The organism is Rhodoplanes tepidamans (genome assembly GCF_030813915.1).
GTDB classification, from domain to species: Bacteria; Pseudomonadota; Alphaproteobacteria; order Rhizobiales; family Xanthobacteraceae; genus Rhodoplanes; species Rhodoplanes tepidamans.
This window is the reverse complement of record NZ_JAUSUJ010000029.1, coordinates 42,161-57,235: the sequence shown is the minus strand read 5'-3', so window position 1 is coordinate 57,235 and position 15,075 is coordinate 42,161. Positions and strand designations below refer to the sequence as shown.

Annotated in this window: 11 protein-coding genes; 3 read left to right on the top strand and 8 right to left on the bottom strand. The window is 70.6% G+C overall.

What is annotated here, in order from left to right; genetic code table 11:
* Nucleotides 1–98: 98 nt before the first annotated feature.
* On the top strand, nt 99–1,517 hold the full coding sequence (locus J2S22_RS26285) for an MFS transporter (RefSeq protein ID WP_370878254.1): 1,419 nt from the start codon (nt 99–101) through the stop codon (nt 1,515–1,517).
* 211 nt (nt 1,518–1,728) lie between these two features.
* Nucleotides 1,729–2,709, top strand: a complete 981-nt coding sequence (locus J2S22_RS26280) for a Bug family tripartite tricarboxylate transporter substrate binding protein (protein WP_272780528.1) — start codon at nt 1,729–1,731, stop codon at nt 2,707–2,709.
* 272 nt (nt 2,710–2,981) lie between these two features.
* Here J2S22_RS26280 and araD read toward each other — a convergent pair whose 3' ends face one another.
* From araD to J2S22_RS26240, 8 genes are all read right to left on the bottom strand, one after another.
* The gene (araD, locus tag J2S22_RS26275; RefSeq protein ID WP_272780529.1) at nt 2,982–4,712 is read right to left on the bottom strand and encodes an L-arabinonate dehydratase; all 1,731 of its coding nucleotides are present in this window, start codon (nt 4,710–4,712) and stop codon (nt 2,982–2,984) included.
* The gene (locus J2S22_RS26270) at nt 4,712–5,683 is read right to left on the bottom strand and encodes an MBL fold metallo-hydrolase (RefSeq protein WP_272780530.1); all 972 of its coding nucleotides are present in this window, start codon (nt 5,681–5,683) and stop codon (nt 4,712–4,714) included. The genes araD and J2S22_RS26270 overlap by 1 nt, the downstream gene beginning before the upstream one ends.
* A 288-nt stretch (nt 5,684–5,971) precedes the next feature.
* Nucleotides 5,972–6,973: a Bug family tripartite tricarboxylate transporter substrate binding protein gene (locus J2S22_RS26265; RefSeq protein ID WP_272779490.1), complete on the bottom strand. Its 1,002-nt coding sequence runs from the start codon at nt 6,971–6,973 to the stop codon at nt 5,972–5,974.
* Nucleotides 6,974–7,226: 253 nt separating this feature from the next.
* On the bottom strand, nt 7,227–8,210 hold the full coding sequence (locus J2S22_RS26260; protein WP_272779527.1) for a Bug family tripartite tricarboxylate transporter substrate binding protein: 984 nt from the start codon (nt 8,208–8,210) through the stop codon (nt 7,227–7,229).
* Between the two features lie 234 nt (nt 8,211–8,444).
* Nucleotides 8,445–9,248 carry an HAD family hydrolase gene (locus J2S22_RS26255; RefSeq protein WP_272779491.1) on the bottom strand — a complete coding sequence of 268 codons (804 nt, stop codon included), beginning with the start codon at nt 9,246–9,248 and terminating at the stop codon, nt 8,445–8,447.
* 146 nt (nt 9,249–9,394) lie between these two features.
* Nucleotides 9,395–10,426: a zinc-dependent alcohol dehydrogenase family protein gene (locus J2S22_RS26250; protein WP_272779528.1), complete on the bottom strand. Its 1,032-nt coding sequence runs from the start codon at nt 10,424–10,426 to the stop codon at nt 9,395–9,397.
* Between the two features lie 234 nt (nt 10,427–10,660).
* Complete coding sequence (locus J2S22_RS26245) at nt 10,661–11,641, bottom strand: tripartite tricarboxylate transporter substrate-binding protein (protein ID WP_272779492.1); 981 nt, start codon at nt 11,639–11,641, stop codon at nt 10,661–10,663.
* 143 nt (nt 11,642–11,784) lie between these two features.
* Nucleotides 11,785–11,910: a hypothetical protein gene (locus tag J2S22_RS26240; RefSeq protein ID WP_272779493.1), complete on the bottom strand. Its 126-nt coding sequence runs from the start codon at nt 11,908–11,910 to the stop codon at nt 11,785–11,787.
* A gap of 399 nt (nt 11,911–12,309) precedes the next feature.
* On the opposite strand from J2S22_RS26240, the gene pepN reads away from it, so the two are divergent.
* Complete coding sequence (gene pepN, locus J2S22_RS26235; RefSeq protein ID WP_272779494.1) at nt 12,310–14,961, top strand: aminopeptidase N; 2,652 nt, start codon at nt 12,310–12,312, stop codon at nt 14,959–14,961.
* The last annotated feature ends 114 nt before the right edge of the window (nt 14,962–15,075 follow it).

The following is a 15,075-nucleotide window of genomic DNA, read 5'->3' as shown; positions in this document are numbered from 1 at the left end:
CGCGACAAACCCGGGCGGCCACACCGGCCGCCCGGCCCTGGAGGCTCGCGCCCTTCGCACCCCCGAACGAGCCGCCGTCGCGACAAAAGGGGTTTCCAATGTCCGTCCAAGCCTACGCGGGCGCCGCACAAGCCGCGGCCACCAAGGCCGCCGCGCCCGCGGTTTCCCCCGAAGCGGTCCAGATGCTGGTCGCCCGGATCGAGCGTCTCCCCGTCTCCCGGCGACTGATGCTGATCCGCGTCATCGTCGGCATCGCCACCTTCTTCGACGCCTACACGGTTCTGGCCATCGCCTTCGCGATGCCGGCGCTGGTCGGCGAATGGAAGTTGACGCCGTCGCAGGTCGGAATGATCATCTCGGCCGGCTATATCGGACAGCTCTTCGGCGCCGTGTTCTTCGGCTGGCTCGCCGAGAAGGTCGGCCGCCTGCACGTCCTGATGTTCACCATCATCCTGTTCGTCGCGATGGACATCGGCTGCCTGTTCGCCTGGAGCGGCATGTCGATGATGGTGTTCCGCTTCTTCCAGGGCATCGGCACGGGCGCCGAGGTTCCGGTGGCGAGCGCCTATATCAACGAGTTCATCGGCGCCAAGAAGCGCGGCCGCTTCTTCCTGCTCTACGAGGTGATCTTCCCCGTGGGCCTGATGTTCGCCGGCATGATCGGCTACTTTCTCGTGCCGATCTACGGCTGGAAGGCGATGTTCATCGTCGGGCTGGTCCCCTCGGTGCTCACCATCCCGCTCCGGTGGCTGATGCCGGAGTCGCCGCGCTGGCTCGCCTCGAAGGGCCGCATCGCCGAGGCCGAGAAGGTCGTCCAGATGCTCGAGAACGACGTCACCAAGCGAGGCGTCGCGCTGCCCGAGCCGGTGGTTCGCCCGATCGACCCGAAGGCGATGGCGAAGTCCGACTGGCGCGAGCTGTTCAGGGGCATCTACCTGAAGCGCACGCTGACCATCTGGTCGCTGTGGGTCTGCGCCTACATGATCAACAACGGCATGATCACGTGGCTTCCGACCCTCTACAAGAGCGTGTTCAAGCTGCCGCTGCAGACCGCGCTCGCCTACGGCTGGACCACCTCGGCGGTCGGCGTTCTGGCCTCCATCGCCTGCGCCCTCCTGATCGACAAGGTCGGCCGCCGGCCGTGGTACATCGCCGCCTTCTTCCTGGCGACGATTCCGCTCCTGCTGCTGTCGTTCCTCGGCGGCACCTCGGCCCTGCAGGTGCTCGTGCTGGCGACCTGCGTCTACGCGGTGCTGCAGACCATCGCCTTCTCGCTCTACCTCTACTCGGCCGAGCTCTATCCGACCCGCCTGCGGGCGATCGGCACCGGCATGGGCAGCGCCTGGCTGCGGGCGGGCTCGTCGATCGGCCCGCTGATGGTCGGCTTCCTGATGGCCGACTTCGGCATCTCCTACGTGTTCGCGGCGTTCGCCGGGGTCGCGGTGCTCGGCGGGGTGGTCACCACCCTGATGGCCATCGAGACCAAGGGCCGCGTCCTGGAAGAACTGTCTCCCTGACCTGGAGCACCTCGGCCGGCCCGCGGTTTCGGGCCGGCCACCTTCTCTCGTCTTTTCTGACTGAAGTCTCGGGCCCTCGGGCCTCGTTTCGTACCTTTTCGATGCGGCGCACCTCGTGCGCCGAAAGCGTCTCGTCAACACCGCGGCCCGCCCGGGCGGCGGTGCCGTTCACTCGGGCGCCTTGGCCGCCCTTCGCAGGAAGGACAGCACTATGATGCATCGACGTGACTTTCTCATCGCCACCGCGGCGTCTGCCGGCTCGCTGGCCGCCGCCCCCGTCCTCGCGCAGAGCGACGCGCTGCCCAAGCGCCCGATCCGCCTGATCGTGCCGTTCGCGGCCGGCGGCGGCGTCGACGTGTTCGCTCGTCTCCTCGCCGAGAAACTGAAGGAGAAGAACGGCATCACCATCGTGGTCGAGAACCGCGGCGGCGCCAACGGCTCGATCGGCGGCTCCGCCGTGCGCACCGCCGAGCCGGACGGGACCACGCTCCTGTTCTCCGCCGCCACCCATGTGATGGCCAGGCAGGTGATGAAGAGCCCGCCCTACGATCCGGTCACCGACTTCACGCCGGTCGCCCGCGTCGGCGAGGCGCCCATGCTGGTCGTGATGGCTCCCGGCCTGCCGTTCAAGACCATCGCCGAGGTGGTCGCCGACGCCCGCAAGACCCCCGACAAGTGGACCTTCGCGACCTCGGCGCTCGGCGCGCCCGGCCATCTCGCCACCGTCGCCTTCAACAAGCTCGCCGGGCTGAACCTGACCATCGCGCCCTATCGCGGCACCGCGCCGGGCCTGACCGACGTCGCCGCCGGGCACGTCCAGCTGATGATCGACCCGGTCCTCGCCCTCCTGCCGATGGCCCGCGGCGGCAACGTCAAGGCTCTGGCCGTCACGGCGGCGAAGCGCGTCGCCCTCGCCCCCGAGATCCCGACCGCGGCGGAGAGCGGCATGCCCGGCCTCGAATACGCCTCGTGGTACGGCGTGTGGGGTCCGAAGGGGATGCCGGCCGACCTGGTCGCCCGGCTGAACAAGGCCTGCAACGAGGCCGCCGTCGAGCTCGGCGCGTCCGGCCGGCTCGCCGAGCTCGGCATCGAGCCGGTCAGCGGCACGCCGGAGGCGTTCGCCGACTTCATCGCGAAGGACGTGAAGCGCAACACCGAGCTCCTGAAGTCGGTCAACTTCGAGCCGGTGTGATACCTGCCTCCGTCAGCCGCGACTCTCCTCCATCGTCATGGCCGGGCTTGTCCCGGCCATCCACGATCTTGTCCTTGCGGAGCTTTCAGTTCGCGGATGCCCGCGACGAGCGCGGGCATGATGGTCTCCAGGGCCGAAGATCTCGGATGATCCGTTATCGTCCGGGGCACGGACCGAAAGGTCAGCGAGCCCGGACTCCATGCTCGCAGACAGAGGTCATGGACTCCGGAAGCCGAGCTCCGCCCGGCTTCCGGAGTAGCGGATGTCTCACCTCAATGGATCTCCGGCTCGCCTGTCGGGGCCGTGCCGGTGAGGAAATCGAAGTCGCAGCCCTCGTCGGCCTGGCCGACATGGGCCGAGTACATCGCCCCCCAGCCGCGCTCGTAGCGGGGCGGCGGCGGCGTCCAGGCGGCGCGGCGGCGGGCCAGCTCCTCCTCGCCGACATGGAGATGGATCGAGCGCCCGTCGGCGTCGATCTCGATGCGGTCGCCGGTCTCGACCAGCGCCAGCGGGCCGCCGACGAAGCTCTCCGGCGAGACGTGCAGGATGCAGGCGCCGTAGCTGGTGCCGCTCATCCGGCCGTCCGAGACCCGCACCATGTCGCGCACGCCGGCGCGCAGGAGCTTCTTGGGGATCGGCAGCATGCCCCACTCCGGCATGCCGGGGCCCCCCTTGGGGCCGGCGTTCTTGAGCACCAGCACATGGTCGGGCGTGACGTCGAGGTCGTCACGGTCGACCGCGGCCGCCATCGCGTCGTAGCTCTCGAAGGCGAGCGCCGGGCCGCAGTGCTTCAGGAGGCGCGGATCGGCGGCCGGCGGCTTCATCACGCAGCCGCGCGGCGCCAGATTGCCGGTCAGCACCGCGGTGGCGCCGGCCCGCGACACCGGGTCGGCGAGCGTCCGGATGATGTCGGGCCGGTGCACGCGGGCCCCGTGCAGTGCCTCGCCGAGCGGCTGTCCCGACACACCGACGCAGGAGAGGTCTAGCGCCTCGCGCAGCTCGCCCATCAGCGCCTTCAGGCCGCCGGCGTAGTAGAAATCCTCCATCAGCCACTGGCCGGACGGGCGGACATTGGCCAGCACCGGGATCTCGCGCGAGATCGCGTCGAATCGGGCCATGTCGATGGTGAGGCCGGCGCGGCGTGCCATCGCGACCAGATGGATGATGGCGTTGGTCGAGCCGCCCATCGCCATGTGCACCCGGATGGCGTTGTCGAACGCCGCCGGCGAGAGAATCCGGGCCGGCGTCAGGTCCTCCCACACCATGTCGACGATGCGCCGCCCGGACGCCGCCGCCATGCGCGAATGCGAGGCGTCGACGGCCGGGATCGACGAGGCGCCGGGCAGGCAGAAGCCGAGCGCCTCGGCGATCGCCATCATGGTGGCGGCCGTGCCCATCACCATGCAGGTGCCGTAGGAGCGTGCGATGCCGCCCTCGATCTCGGTCCATTCGGCGTCGCTGATGTTGCCGGCGCGCTTCTCGTCCCAGTACTTCCAGGCGTCCGAGCCGGAGCCGAGCGTGGCGTCGCGCCAGTGGCCGCGCAGCATCGGTCCGGCCGGCACGTAGATGGCGGGCAGGCCCATGCTGATGGCGCCCATCAGGAGGCCCGGGGTGGTCTTGTCGCAGCCGCCCATCAGCACGACGCCGTCGATCGGATGGCTGCGCTCGAGCTCCTCGGTCTCCATGGCGAGGAAGTTGCGGTAGAGCATCGCCGACGGCTTGACGATCGGCTCGGCGAGCGACATCGCCGGCAGCTCGAGCGGCAGGCCGCCGGCCTGCAGCACGCCGCGCTTCACGTCCTCGGCGCGGGCGCGCAGATGGCCGTGGCAGGGATTGATGTCGCTCCAGGTGTTGACGATGCCGATCACCGGCTTGCCGGCCCAGTCGGCGGCGTCGTAGCCGAGCTGGCGCAGCCGCGAGCGGTGACCGAAGGAGCGGAGGTCGGACACGCCGAACCAGCGGTGGCTGCGCAGCGTCTCGGGAGTCTTGCGACGGGTCGTCATCACATCACGTAGCGTTTGCCGACCACCGACGGTGCGACGACGCCGTCGCCGAACGCGTTGGTCAGGGCGTTGACGGCACGCCAGCCGGTGCAATGGCCGGCGGCGACGATCTTCAGGTCGAACTGGCGCAGGGCGGCGACCGTGTCCGGGATGATCGCCTCGGTCGCACCGGAGAGATGCAGTCCGCCGAGCACGCCGAACACCGGCACGCCCGGATGGCAGTCGCGCGCATGCAGCAGCACGTTGACGATGCCGGCATGCGAGCAGGCCGAGAACACGAACAGGCCCTTGCCGGCGACGTGCACGGCGAGGAAGCGCTCGTCCATGATCCACGGATCGGGCTCCCAGCCCTGCCCGTCCTCGGTGCGCCGGTGCTGGCCCGGCAGCCCCTTCTCGAACGGCGTGACGCGCGGGATCTCGCCGGACAGGAAGAACATGTCGTCGAGAAAGACCTGCGGCGCGGTGGTGTTGACCACGGTCGCGCCGTGCTCGGTCAGGCCTTCGACGCTCGGGATGTCGTCCATCAGCCGCATGCTGCCGTTCGGCAGCTTCATGCCGCGCGAGCGGAACATGCCGGGATGCGTGTAGAACGGCACCGGCCGGCCGCCGTTGCGGGCTCGGACCAGGCCGAGCGCCGTCACCATGCCGCCGGCGTGGTCCCAGTGGCCGTGCGACAGCACCATGGCCTCGACCGCGCCGAGATCGGCGCCGAGCCGCAGCGCGTTGCGCTCGAAGGCATAGGGCTCCGGCCCGGCGTCGAACAGCACGGTCCGGGCGTGGTCGCCGCGCCGCGCCGTGATCAGGCAGGACAGGCCGTGCGCCGCGCAGCACAGGCAGTCGGCGGTGAGCGGCGAGCCGCGCCGCAGCAGATAGGGCCACTCGGCTTCGGCGTAGCGCGGCACGGTGGACAGGCTGTCCACCGCATTGTCGACCAGGATCTGGACCTCGAGGGAATCGACGGGAGCCAGCATGGCGGCGCGCTCCTTTCGCGGCGACGCGCGGGCGGGAGAGTCGAGAACCGACGGCCGGGAGCCTAGCTCAGGCTCGGGCATCGGCGAAGGGCAGAAGACCGGCGCGCCGGACAGGGCGGCCCTGCGGCAGGGCGCACGTCGCCGGCGGATACGGAGGGCGGGACCGGGCCCGGCGGGAGGAGCGGGGCGGGAGGAGCGCGGCGAGGGAGGCGGAGGCGGCGCCGTCGTGACGGCGCCGCGGGGTGCGGTCCGGGGTGGGCGGCGCGTCGCCGGCCGCCCCGGCGGTGCTCAGTCGACGCTGATGCCGGAGAAGCGGACCACCTTCTCCCACTTCTCGGTCTCGGACTTCATCACCTTGCCGAAGTCCTCCGGCGAGCCGATCATCGGAGCGCCGCCCAGCTCGGCGAGCCGCGCCTTCACCTTGGGATCGGCCAGCGCCTTGTTCACGGCGGCGTTGAGCTTGGCGATGATGGCCGGCGGCGTGCCCTTGGGGACGCCGAAGCCGAACCACGCGCTCGCCTCGTAGCCCGGCACGGTGGCGCCGACGGTCGGCACGCCGGGCAGCTGCTCGGACGGCTCCTCGGTGGTCACGGCCAGGGCGCGCAGCTTGCCGGCGCGGATGTGGGCGATCGACGAGGGCAGATTGTCGAAGATCACGTCGACCGTGCCGGCGATCAGGTCGGTGAGGGCCGGCCCCGCGCCACGATACGGCACGTGGGTCATCTTGATGCCGGTCATCGCCATCAGCATCTCGCCGGACAGATGCACCGAGGTGCCGTGGCCGGACGAGGCCATGTTGACCTTGCCGGGATTGGCCTTGGCGTACTCGATGAACTCGGCGACCGTCTTGGCCGGGAAGTTCGGATTCACCTCCATCACGTTCGGCACCCGCACGATGCCGGCGACCGGCGCGATGTCGCGCAGGACGTTGAAGGAGAGCTTCTTGTAGAGCGTCGCGTTGATGCCGTTGGCCGGGTTGACGAGCAGCATCGTGTAGCCGTCCGGCGCCGAGTTCACCACCATCTCGGTGCCGATGTTGTTGCCGGCCCCCGGCTTGTTCTCGACGATGAACTGCTGCCCGAGCGTCTCCGAAAGATGCTGGCCGACGATGCGGGCCAGGATGTCGGTGGTGCCGGCGGGCGGATACGACACCACGATGCGCACCGGCCGGTTGGGATAATCCGCCGCGTCGTCGGCGACCGCCGTGCCGCCGAACGCGAGGCTCGCGACCACGCCCGCCGTCACCGCGAGCGCCGCCAGACCCGAGCCGAAACTTCCGAGAACCCGCATTGCATTCCTCCTGTGCGGCGCCGCGGCGCCATGTCCACCGAAGGCCGATTGTCCCGGCTCTGTTGTTGATCGACGCCGCAATCGTAGGCGGCACACGCTTCCGTCGACAACCCTTCCTTCGTCGAAGCGTGAACGAGCCGTCACGACCGCCGCTGCGATTGTCACGGCCCACGCTCACGCCCGATCACGATCACGCCCGTGTCGTACCGGCACCCGGTCGACCGCCGACAGCCGACCCTCGGTCCGCTCCGGCTCAGTCGACCGACGCGCCGGAGAACTGCACGGCCTTGCCCCACTTCGCGGTCTCGTCCTCGATCACCTTCTGGAACTCGGCCGGCGAGGTCTTCAGCGGAATGCCGCCGAGCTCGAGCAGGCGGCTCTTCAGCTTGGGGTCGTCGAGCGAGTCGTTGACCGCCTTGTTGAGCTTGTCGACGATCTCCTTCGGCGCCGCCTTCTGGATGCCCATGCCGAAGATGCCGCTCGCCTCGTAGCCCGGCACGGTCTCCGCGACGGTCGGGACGTCCGGCAGCATGTCGGAGCGCACCGCCGTGGTGACGGCGAGCGCCCGCAGCCGCCCCGCCTTGATGTGCTCGATGGCCGAAGGCAGGTTGTCGAACATGACATGCACCTGACCGCCGAGCAGATCCGTGACGGCGGGGGCCGAGCCGCGATACGGCACGTGGGTCATCTTGGCGCCGGTCATCGCCATGAACAGCTCGCCCGACAGATGGATCGAGGTGCCGTTGCCCGACGAGGCGAGGTTCACCTTGCCGGGATTGGCCTTCACCCAGTCGATGAACTCCTGCACGGTCTTGGCCGGCACCGAGGGGTTCACCACCATCACGTTGGGCACCCGGATGATGCCGGCGACGCCCTGCATGTCGCGCACGAAGTCGAACGACAGCTTCTTGTAGAGCGTGGCGTTGATGGTGTTGGCCGGATTGACGAAGAACAGCGTGTAGCCGTCCGGCGTCGCGTTCACGGCGAGCTCGGTGCCGATATTGTTGCCGGCGCCGGCCCGGTTCTCGACGACGATCTGCTGGCCGAGCCGATCCGACACCGCCTGCCCGACCAGCCGGGCCGTGATGTCGGTGGCGCCGCCCGGCGGATAGGAGACGATCCAGCGCACCGGCCGGACCGGATAGTCGAGCGCGGCCGAGGCCGCGGCGAGACCGGCGAGCGTGGCGCCCGCGGCGAGCCCGGCGGCGAGCAGAATGGACGCACGTCGAGACAGGATGGAGGACGATTTGCGGATCATGGACGCTCCCTCGACGCCGCGGTCCGTCGTCAGGACGGCCGGGCGTTCGTGTTGTTTGATGAGGGAGCTTATGCGCGTCCGCCGACGGCCGGCAAGACCCGCCTTTCGTCGGGGTGGAGCGGACGCGAAAAAGGCCGCCGCGGACGGAGCCGCGGCGGCCTCATGCACGATCGAGAATGTTTCGGCGTGTGTCGCCGGGCGCACGCTGCGCCGTCAGGCGACGACCTCCGGCGCGGCGAGCGCGTGCTGCAGGCTCTTGGCGTCGAGGAACACGGCCTGGCAGCCGGCGTCGAGGAGGTCGGCGCGGGCGAACAGGCCGCTCAGCATGCCGACGGAGCGCATGCGCGCCGCGTGCCCCGCCTCGGCGTCGAACGGGCTCGCACCGACCAGCAGGGCGTCGCCCGGCTGGCGGATGCCGAGCCGGTCGAGCGCACCGGCGAGCAGATCGGGATGCGGCATGCCGCGGGCGACGTCGTCGCCCGACACCACCACCTGCACCGGCAGGGCGTCGTCGAGGCCGAGCAGCGCGCGGTACTGCGCGAGCTCCTCGCCGCGGGCCGTGGTCACCAGCGCAACCTTGGCGCCGCGCGAGACGAGATCGCCGATCAGCTCGCGTACGCCCGGGAACGGACGCAGCAGCGGCACCACCTCGGCGGCCCAGCGCGTGCGGTACTTCGCGAGGATGAACTCCTTGGTCTCCGGCGACTCGTCCGCGGGCAGGAGTCGGTCGAGCAGGCCTTCCGGATCCAGGCCGTGATAGCGATGCACGTCGGCTGTGCGGAACGTGAAGCCGAACTCGGCGAGCGTCTGCAGCCAGCAGTTCACCGATGGCAGCACCGTATCGATCACGGCGCCTTCGACGACGAAAACGTAAGCCTTGGCCTCGGCGAGCGATCCGCCGGCGCGCGAGCGCACCGCGAGATGCCGAACCGCCGGCCGCCTCGGCTCCACCGTCTGGTTGGTCTTGTTGGCGGCGTTCATCCAGCCGCGTCGACGAATCCTGCGCGCAACAGCCATGCGTCCCTCGTCCGCTCCCCCGCCCTGAAGATTGGTGAGTTCACTGGCGATGCGGAGAGCGGAACCCCGCACGTTCGACCCGGCGACACTCCTGCATAGAACGAGTTGGCCGCGGCCGGGTTCCGGCCGGATCCGAGTATTTTCCCCTAGGCGGAACGCCGCCCATTGAATTCACTCGAGTTTTCACCCGGCGCTGCGCAGTCCAGTACCGCCGCGCCCTGCAGCCGCCCGGCCCGCAGGTCGGCGAGCGCGTCGTCGGCGCGGGCCAGCGGATACAGCGTCACCTCGGTCGCGAGGGTCACGCTCGGCAGCACGCCGAAGAACTCGCGCGCGTCGGCGCGGGTGAGATTGGCGACCGAGACGAGCTGGCGCTCCTCCCACAGCAGCGCATAGGGGAAGGTCGGGATGTCCGACATGTGGATGCCGGCGCAGACGACGCGCCCGCCCTTTCGCACGGCCGCGAGCGCGGCCGGCACCAGCGCCCCGACCGGCGCGAAGATGATGGCGGCGTCGAGCGGCTCCGGCGGCGCCTCGTCGGCGGCCCCGGCCCAGGCCGCGCCGAGCGACCGGGCGAAGGCCTGCGAGGCGTCGTCGCCGCGGCGCGTGAAGGCGAGGACGCGCCGTCCCTGCTGGACCGCGACCTGGGTCAGAATGTGAGCGGCGGCGCCGAACCCGTACAGGCCGAGCACCCTCCCCTCGCCCGCCATCCGATAGCTGCGCCAGCCGATCAGGCCGGCGCACAGCAGCGGCGCGATCGCCGCGTCGTCCATCCCGTCCGGCAGCGGGAAGCAGAAGCGATGATCGGCGACCGCATGCGTGGCGTAGCCGCCGTCGCGCGTGTAGCCGGTGAAGCGCGGCGCGTCGCACAGGTTCTCGCGGCCATCGCGGCAGTACGGGCAGGTGCCGCAGGTCGAGCCGAGCCACGGCACGCCGATGCGCTGCCCGGAATGGAAGCCGGTGACGCCGTCGCCGACCGCCAGCACGCGGCCGACGATCTCGTGGCCCGGCACCACCGGCAGGACGGGATGGGTCAGCTCGCCGTCGACGACATGGAGATCGGTGCGGCAGACGCCGCAGGCCGAGACCGCGAGCAGCACCTCGCCGGGACCGGGCCGCGGGACGGCGCGCTCGCGCAGCACCAGCGGCGTGCCCGGCCGCTCCAGCACCATGGCGCGCATGATCTCGGCGCGCCGGCCCTCGCCCGACGTGAGATCGCCCGACGTGAGATCGTCCGGCATGACCGCCTCCGGATCCCGTCCGAGGGCGGCATTATAGCGCGTTGGAGACCGCTCCGGCGCCCTTTTCCTCGGTGGCGACGTCGCGAGTGCCGTGGGGGCCCCTCCCGTCGCCGCGAAGCGACGACGGGAGGGGGTGAGCCCGAACGCGGAGTCGCCGGTCCGAGCCGGACCGGCTCAGTTCGTGCCGCCGATGCCGGCGTCGCGCAGGACCTTGGCGTAGAACTCGGTCTCACGGGCGAGCTGCTTGTCCAGCGCGTCCGGCGTGCCGGGCGAGGCGACGGCGCCGAGCGTGTCGAGCCTCTCGACCACGTCCGGCATCGCGAGCACCTTGCCGATGTCGGCGCTCACCTTGGCGACGATCGCCTTGGGGGTGCCGGCCGGGGCCAGCACGGCGAACCACGAGTCGTAGTCGTAGGACGGCACCGCCTCCTTGACGGTGGCGACCTCCGGCAGCTTGCGGCTGCGGCTGTTGGAGTTGATTGCGATCATCCGCACCTTGCCGGCGGCGGCGAGCTCCTGGGCGTTGGGGATCGGCGCGAAATAGAGCTGCGCGTCGTTGCGCACCACCGCCGTGACGGCGTCCGGCACGCCCTTGTAGGGCACGTGCACGATGTTGACGCCGGCGCCCTGGCGCATCAGCTCGGAGCCGAGGAACGAGGTCGAGGCGACGCCGGCCGACGAGAAGTTCAGCTTGCCGGGCTTCTCCTTGGCCATGGCGAGGAACTCGGGCAGCGACTTCACCCCGAGCTCCGGCGGCACGATCGCCACCAGCGGCACCGAGGCGACCTTGCTGACGCCGGCGAAGTCCTTCACCGGGTCGAACTGGATGTTCTTGTTGACCGTGCCGGCGACCGTGTGGCCGTTCGACGTGAGCATCAGCGTGTAGCCGTCCGGCTGCGACTTGGCGGCCGCCGTGGTGCCGGTCAGGCCCGGGCGGTTCTCGACGATCACCTGCTGCTTCCACATCTCGCCGAGCTTGTCGGCCAGGATGCGCGCGAGATTGTCGGTGATGCTGCCGGCCCCGAACGGCACGACGATCTTCACCAGCTGGCTCGGATAGGCGCCGGCATCCGACCCGGAGGACTGGGCGAAGCCGGGCAGGCCGAGCGCCAGAAGGGCGGCACCGGCCGCGATGGTGGTCTTCACTGCTCGCATTGCGTTCTCTCCCTGGGCGCGCCGGTGCGGGTGCGACCGCCCGGCGTGTTCTTGTGATGGATGGTGCGGAACGGGACCGGTCGAGCCGGCGGAGAACCGCCGGGGATGCGGTTCTGCGGCGGCGCGGCGGCGGGTCGCGGGCGTCAGCGGGGGCCGGCGCCGCCCTCGTGCAGACGCGCGGTCGCGCCCGGGACGTGCAGGCGCGCGATCGTGCGCGGCAGGTCGATGTCGGGCGCGGGTGGCGTGGACGCGATCGTTCTCGGCAGCATGTGTTTCAACTCCCTGATCTCTGCGGCAGGTCCGCGTGGCGCTCCGGTGGGAGCCGCGGCCGGCTTCTGATTGTGACCGGTCGGTTTTTGATTGATCGGCGATCGTGATGGGTGGACGGCGGTGGGTGGACGCGGTCGCCGGCGCGGCGACGTCGGGGCTCCTCCTTCACGATGCGATCGGACGGGTCGGAGAGGCCGATCGCACGTCTGCGTCGCGATGCGTGTCGTGGCTGTCGTTCGAAGTAGCGGGTGACCGCCACCACTAAAGCACAAAGGTCGCATGCCGCAAATCCGGCACCGATGGTCGCGCTGCGGCGAAATGGCCGCGCGGCGCCGCGGCGCGGTTGGAATTCGGAGCCCATCGGGATTACATGGCGCTCGCAGACATCGAGGACCTTCATGCGCACCGAACAAGCCCGCCCGATCCGCCTCTCGGACTATCGTGCTCCCGACTGGCTGGTCGACACGGTCCATCTCGATGTTGCGTTGCACCCGACGCGCACGCGGGTGAAGGCCCGTCTGGCGCTGCGGCCGAACCCGCAGGCCGCGGGTCCCGCCCCGCTGGTGCTCGACGGCGACGAGCTGACGCCGCTGTCGGTCGGCGTCGACGGCGTCGCGCTGCCGGAGAGCGCGTATGCCGCGACACCGGACGGTCTCACCATACCGCAGCCGCCGGCCGGCCCGTTCGTGCTGGAGGTCGAGACCGAGATCGACCCGTCGGCCAACACCAAGCTGATGGGGCTCTACCGGTCGAGCGGCAACTACTGCACCCAGTGCGAGGCCGAAGGCTTCCGGCGCATCACCTATTTCCCCGACCGGCCCGACGTGATGGCCGTCTACACGACCCGCATCGAGGCCGACCGCGACGAGGCGCCGGTGCTGCTCGGCAACGGCAACCCGGTCGAGCGCGGCGAGGTGCCCGGCACCAACCGGCACTACGCGGTCTGGCACGACCCCTTCCCGAAGCCCTGTTATCTGTTCGCGCTGGTCGGCGGGCGCCTCGCGGCGCGCCGCACCGGCTTCACCACCATGTCGGGCCGCGCGGTCGAGCTCGCCGTCTATGTCGAGCCCGGCAAGGAGGATCGCGCCGGCTACGCGCTCGAGGCGCTCGAGCGGTCGATGCGGTGGGACGAGCAGGCGTTCGGCCGCGAGTACGACCTCGACGTCTTCAACATCGTCGCCGTGGCCGACTTCAACATGGGAGCGATGGAGAACAAGGGCCTCAACATCTTCAACGACAAGTACGTCCTCGCCTCGCCCGAGACCGCGACCGACGCCGACTTCGCCCATATCGAAGCGGTGATCGCGCACGAGTACTTCCACAACTGGACCGGGAACCGGATCACCTGCCGCGACTGGTTCCAGCTCTGTCTCAAGGAGGGGCTCACCGTCTTCCGCGACCAGGAGTTCTCCTCCGACATGCGCTCCCGGCCGGTGAAGCGCATCGCCGACGTGCGGGTGCTGCGCGGCCATCAGTTCGTCGAGGACGCGGGGCCGCTCGCCCATCCGGTGCGGCCGGAGACGTATCGCGAGATCAACAACTTCTACACGGCGACCGTCTACGAGAAGGGCGCCGAGGTGGTGCGCATGCTGAAGACCCTGCTCGGACCGGACAGGTTCCGGGCCGGCATGGATCTCTACTTCGCCCGCCACGACGGGCGCGCCGCCACCATCGAGGAGTTCGTCGCCTGCTTCGCCGAGGCGGGCGGCGCCGACCTGACCCAGTTCATGCTCTGGTACGCCCAGGCCGGCACGCCGGAGCTCGCGGTGACCCGCCGCTACGACGCCCAGGCCGGCACGCTCAGCCTCGACATCGCCCAGGTGGTGCCGCCGACCCCGGGCCAGCCGACCAAGTCGCCGATGGTGATCCCGCTGGTGCTGGGTCTCGTCGGGCCGGACGGGGCCGACGTGCCGCCGGTGCTCCGCGGACACGGCCCCGTGGAGCGCGGCGTTCTCGTCCTGACCAGGCCGGCCGAGACCTTCGTGCTCGAGGGTCTCCCCGGGCGGGTCGTGCCGTCGCTCAACCGCGGCTTCTCGGCGCCGGTGAAGATCAAGGCCGACCTCGGCAGCGACGACCTGCGCTTCCTCGCCACCCACGACTCCGACCCGTTCAACCGCTGGCAGGCGGTGCAGACGCTCGCCTCCGAGATCCTGATCGGCAACGTCGCGGTGATCCGGGCCGGCGGCGGCGTGCGCCACGATGGCGGGCTCGTCCACGCCCTGGCCGCGGTGCTGGCCGACGAGCGGCTGGAGCCGGCCTTCGTGGCGCAGGTGCTGTCGATCCCGTCGGAAGGCGACATCGCCCGCGACATCGGCCGCGACGTCGATCCGGAGGCGATCTGGCTGGCCCGCCACGCCCTGCGCCGGGCGATCGGCAACGACCTCGCCCCGACGCTGCGGGTCCTCTACGACCGGCTGCGCGACGACGCCCCCTACTCGCCCGACGCGGCGAGCGCCGGCCGGCGGTCGCTGCGCAACGTGTGCCTCGACCTCCTCGCCGCGCCCGGCCATCCGGGCGCCATCGGGCTCGCCGCCGCCCAGTATGCCGAGGCCGACAACATGACCGACCGCATGGCGGCGCTCGGCACCCTCAGCCTGCACGACACGGCCGAGCGCGAGGAGGCGCTCGCCGATTTCGCCGACCGCTTCCGCGAGGACCCGCTCGTCATCGACAAGTGGTTCGCGCTGCAGGCCATGATCCCGGACGCGGGAACGCTCGCCCGGGTGCAGCGGCTGACCGCCCACCCCGCCTTCTCGCTCGGCAACCCGAACCGAGTGCGCGCCCTGCTCGGCTCCTTCGCCCAGGCGAACCACACCCAGTTCAACCGCGCCGACGGGGCCGGCTACGACTTCGTCGCCGAGATGGTGACGACGCTCGACGGCCGCAATCCGCAGGTCGCGGCGCGCCTGATGACGGCGTTCCGGAGCTGGCGGGCGCTCGAGCCGGGGCGCCGCGACAAGGCGCGCGCCACGCTCGAGCGGGTGGCGGCGAGGCCGTCGCTGTCGCGCGATCTGGCCGACATCGTCGAGCGTTCGCTCGGCGAGCGCTGAGCGGCGCGCGCCGCCGCGCCTGAAGCCGTCGTCGGCGGCCGGTCGGGCGCGCTCCGGCGACCGACTATCAGATTCCAAAGACTCGGGTTTTTCTCGGTCGAGAAAAATGTGGCC